Genomic DNA, 4453 nt, shown 5'->3' with positions numbered 1-4453 from the left:
CATGGCCGAGATCTCCGCCGCCTCGCAGGAACAGTCGGCCGGCATCGAGCAGGTCAACCAGACCGTGGTGCAGATGGACGAAACCACCCAGCAGAATGCCGCGCTGGTGGAGGAAGCCACCGCTGCCGCACGTGCGATGGAGGACCAGGCCGTGCAGCTGGGTGAAGCCGTGGCCCGCTTCCGGCTGGCATCACACGGCACGACGGCCATTCCGGCACGCCCGCTGGCGGCACCGGTACCGCGCCAGGTCGCCGCCGCCGCACCGGCGGCAAAAACGGTCCCGGCACGTGCGCTGCGCACCGCGACAGCCCAGCCGGCACTGGCTGCGGACGGCGACTGGCAGGAGTTCTGACAGAACCACGGGGTCAGATCCCTTTCCCGCAGGAAAGGGATCTGACCCCTTACGCGTAGAAAGTGATGCAAATCTCACTTCATAATCCGGTGCAGAGGCCGATATCCCCATCGAGCCTCGCACCAACGCGTGCTGGCGCCCGCCCCTGACCGTAGATTCCATGTCCGACGGCAACGACACTGCAGTGCATGATGTCCACGCGGCCGACGCCGCTGACGAGCGCTTCCTGGTCCGCAACCCGCGCCAGCTGCGGCAGCTGCTGCGCTCGCTGATCGACCAGCGATCACTGGTCAACGCGCACATCGACGGCCGTGACCGTTCGTTCCCCACTGCGCTGCTCGACCTCGACGAGGACGAGGACTACCTGCTGCTCGATGGCAGCCCGCAGGAAGCCTCCAACCGCGCCGCCGAGCAGGCCGATCACCTGCTGTGCTTCGCCCAGCTCGAACGGGTGCTGGTGCGTTTCCGCCTGCACGAACTGCAGCGCGTGGACAACGACGGCCACGTGGCCTTCCGCGCTCCGCTTCCGGAAGAACTGGTGCACCTGCAGCGCCGCGAGCTGTATCGGCTGGAGACCCCGGTCACCGACTCACCGCAGCTGCTGCTGCCCCCCGGCGAAGCGCGCGCCGAAGCGTTGTCGATGCGCGTGGTGGACATCAGTGGCGGTGGCCTGGCCGTGGTGGTTCCCAATGACTGCGCGGTGTTCGGCCTGCAGAAGCGCTATCCGGCGCAGCTGTCCCTGCCCGATGGACCCGACCTGGACATCGCGCTGGTGGTCTGCAACCTGTTGCAGCAGCGCCAGCCCAACGGCATCGAGGTCAAGCGCGTGGGCATGCGCTTCGACAGCCTGCCGCGCGGCGCCGACAGCGCCATCCAGCGCTACATCTTCCGCATCGACCGCCAACGCAAGGCACGCCGCAACGGCGAGCTCTGAGGCCCGGCCAACGGGTAGTGCCGGCCGCTGGCCGGCAACTTGGCGACAATGCGGGTACGGCCATTTCCGGCCAGCGGCCGGCACTACCGATCTCCGGTAGATCCACGCCATGCGTGGATGCCCCCACCCTCCCAGGTAGATCCACGCCATGCGTGGATGCCCCTTCCCCGGGCACCTAAAGTCCCCCCCAGCGGGGCCGATATCGAGCCTGACACCGGGACTTCCGGCAGAACCAGGACCCCTCGATGAACGACAAGACCAGCTCCGCCGCCAGCACCGGTGGCGAATTCCTCAGCTTCACCCTTGGTGACGAGCACTACGGCGTGGACATCCTCAAGGTGCAGGAAATCCGTGGCTACGACGCGGTTACCCGCGTGCCGGATGCCCCGGACTACATCAAGGGTGTGATCAACCTGCGTGGCACCATCGTCCCGGTGATCGACCTGCGCCTGAAGCTGCGCCTGGACAACGCCCGCTACGACGCCTTCACCGTGATGATCGTGCTGAACGTCGAAGACCGCGTGGTCGGCATCGTCGTCGACAGCGTCTCCGACGTGATCCCGCTGTCGGCCGAGCAGATCCGACCGACTCCGGAATTCGGTGCCGCCGTCGATACCCGCTTCATCTCCGGCATCGGTACCCACGACGATCGCATGCTGATCCTGCTGGACATCGAGACCCTGCTCGACAGCGCCGACATGGGCCAGGCCGGCCTCACCGAAGACGTCGCCGCCTGAGTAAACGGAACTGCTTCACGTTCCGGTCACAAAACCCTTCAGTTCCCCCCGGCGATGCCGATAGGGGGACAGAAGCCGGCCGCGCAGGAGCGCGCAGGGCCGGCCCGACCGTTACCATCCCCGGAGATACCCCTCGATGAAGTCCCTGCTTGCGTTCGTTTCGGCCGCTGTCCTGGCCACCACCGCCGCCTCCGCTTTCGCCCAGTCGGCTGACATGATCCCGCCGGAACTGGCCCCGCGTTCGGTCGGCAAGGACGGCATGGTCTGTGGCAAGGTTGAAAAGGCCCGCTACGCAGAAGGTTCCGAAGGCCAGCCGACCTTCCTGTACATGGGCGGCGCCTTCCCGCGCCACACCTTCTCGGCCCGCATCGCCGGCGAGAACCGCGGCAAGTTCTCCTTCCCGCTGGAAACCCTGGAAGGCAAGACCGTCTGCGTGATCGGCAAGATCCAGCGCGACGCCTCGCGCGCGGAAATCGAAGTCAGCTCGCCGGCTGGGCTGAAGCTGGCCAACATCAAGTAATCCGCTGTCCGTCGAACCACGCCGGACCTGGTGCCGGCGTGGTTTCTGCTGCAACCGGGCCCGATGCCCGGGCGCGTCTGCCTTAGGAGCTCGCAACGCCCATGCCGTGGATCAACAACCTGAAACTGATGCCCAAGCTGCTGCTGACCTTCGGCGTCCTCCTGCTGGTGATGCTGCTGCAGGGCATCGTCGCCTATCGCGGCCTGCATTCGCTGAACAACGTCACCACCGAGCTGGCCGGTTCACGCATGGAGAGCATCCGCCTCGCCGGCGAGATGCGCGGCATGCTGGGCGAATACCGCAATGCCGCCTACCAGCAGTTGATCCGCGCCAGCGACGACGTCAAGTCCGATGCGCGCAAGCAGGCCGTCGACCTGCGCACCAGCATGGACAAGTCGATCAAGGACTATCCGAAGCTGGTCGACAACGCACAACAGAAGAAGCTGTTCGACACCTTCGCCAAGGAATGGAAGGATGCGCTGGCGTCCTATGACAGCGTCACCGAGATGCTGGAACTTGACCTGCCGGACGATGCCATCGATACCTTCGTCGGCGAAACCCGTACCAAGCACCGCAAGGCTGCATCGGCGCTGGAAGCGCTGATCGCCGAAGACAACCGCCTCGCCCGCGCCTCGCGCGAAGAGGCCGCCTCCACCTATTCCGCCTCGGCCGTGCTGACCGTGATCGCCCTGCTGGGTGGCGCCGCACTCGGCCTGGTGCTGGTGTGGCTGTTCGCCCGCGCACTGGTCGGCAGCGTGCGTGGCGCCGTCTCGGTCGCCAACGACGTCGCCGGTGGCAAGCTCGATGGTCATATCGACGTCAGCCGCCAGGACGAAGTGGGCGAACTGATGCAGGCCATGCAGCGCATGCAGCGCGACCTCCGCGAGCGCATCGAGACCGACCAGGCCGTGGCCCGCGAGAATCTGCGCATCCGTACCGCGCTGGACTACAGCTCGACCGGCGTGTACCTGACCGACACCAGCAACACCATCGTCTACAGCAACCGCGCCCTGCAGCAGACCCTGAGCCAGTACCAGGACGAAGTTCGCCGCGACCTGCCGGACTTCGATGCCCAGGCCTCGCTGATCGGCAAGCCGGTCACCGTGCTTGAACACCGCGGCGAGATGGACCAGACCCTGCTGGGTAACCTGAAGGCACACGGCGTCGCCCGTCGCCCGATGCAGTATGGCGATGCCCAGTTCGCCCAGGTGGTCTCGACCATCCGCAATGAAGGCGGCGACACCGTCGGCTACGTGGTGGAATGGCGCGACCGTACCCAGGAAGCGCGGGTCGAAGCCGAAGTGGCCCGCGTGATCGCCCAGGCTGCCGCCGGCGACCTGTCCGGCCGCATCGACGCCACCGACAAGGAAGGCTTCTTCCTGCAGCTGGCCCAGCAGATCAACGGCCTGCTGGATGCCAACGCTGGCAGCATCGAACAGATCTCCGGCCTGCTTGCGGCACTGTCGCAGGGCGACCTGACCGTGCGCATGCACGGCGACTACCAGGGCGTGTTCGCCCGCATGCGTGACGATGCCAACGCCACCGCCGCGCAGCTGAGCGAGATCGTCACCCGCATCAAGCAGTCCAGCCGCGCGATCAGTTCGGCCGCCGGCGAGATCGCCTCGGGCAACAGCGACCTGTCGCGACGCACCGAGCAGCAGGCTGCCAACCTGGAAGAAACCGCGGCCTCGATGGAGGAACTGACCTCCACCGTGCGCCAGAACGCCGAGCATGCCCGCCAGGCCAACCAGCTCGCCATCGGCGCCCACGGCGTCGCCTCGCAGGGCGGTGAAGTCGTCGGCCAGGTGGTCACCACCATGTCCGCCATCGAAGCCTCGTCGAAGAAGATCGCCGAGATCATCAGCGTCATCGACGGCATTGCGTTCCAGACCAACATCCTGGCGCTGAAT

Annotated in this window: 4 protein-coding genes and 1 pseudogene; all 5 read left to right on the top strand. The window is 66.4% G+C overall.

Going from position 1 to position 4453, the window contains the following annotated elements; translation table 11 throughout:
• A pseudogene (locus AC5P74_RS20095) lies at nucleotides 1–352 on the top strand (methyl-accepting chemotaxis protein); the annotation flags it as partial.
• 160 nt (nucleotides 353–512) lie between these two features.
• The gene (locus tag AC5P74_RS20090; RefSeq protein WP_495205056.1) at nucleotides 513–1286 is read left to right on the top strand and encodes a flagellar brake protein; all 774 of its coding nucleotides are present in this window, start codon (nucleotides 513–515) and stop codon (nucleotides 1284–1286) included.
• A gap of 245 nt (nucleotides 1287–1531) precedes the next feature.
• Entirely contained in the window at nucleotides 1532–2023 is a 492-nt protein-coding gene (locus tag AC5P74_RS20085; RefSeq protein ID WP_171956901.1) for a chemotaxis protein CheW, read from the top strand.
• A 136-nt stretch (nucleotides 2024–2159) separates the two neighbouring features.
• Complete coding sequence (locus AC5P74_RS20080; RefSeq protein WP_005416411.1) at nucleotides 2160–2543, top strand: hypothetical protein; 384 nt, start codon at nucleotides 2160–2162, stop codon at nucleotides 2541–2543.
• A 101-nt stretch (nucleotides 2544–2644) separates the two neighbouring features.
• The coding region (locus AC5P74_RS20075) for a methyl-accepting chemotaxis protein (protein WP_495205055.1) at nucleotides 2645–4453 on the top strand (1809 nt) is incomplete at its 3' end.

The organism is Stenotrophomonas sp. YJH_SMC_94-11, from assembly GCF_059370435.1.
This window is presented reverse-complemented; position numbering and strand designations above follow the sequence as displayed.

Excerpts from the sequence above, each read along its gene's own strand:
- AC5P74_RS20090 (WP_495205056.1), top strand. The coding sequence starts at position 513 with ATGTCCGACGGCAACGACACTGCAGTGCATGATGTCCACGCGGCCGAC.
- AC5P74_RS20085 (WP_171956901.1), top strand. The coding sequence starts at position 1,532 with ATGAACGACAAGACCAGCTCCGCCGCCAGCACCGGTGGCGAATTCCTC.
- AC5P74_RS20080 (WP_005416411.1), top strand. The coding sequence starts at position 2,160 with ATGAAGTCCCTGCTTGCGTTCGTTTCGGCCGCTGTCCTGGCCACCACC.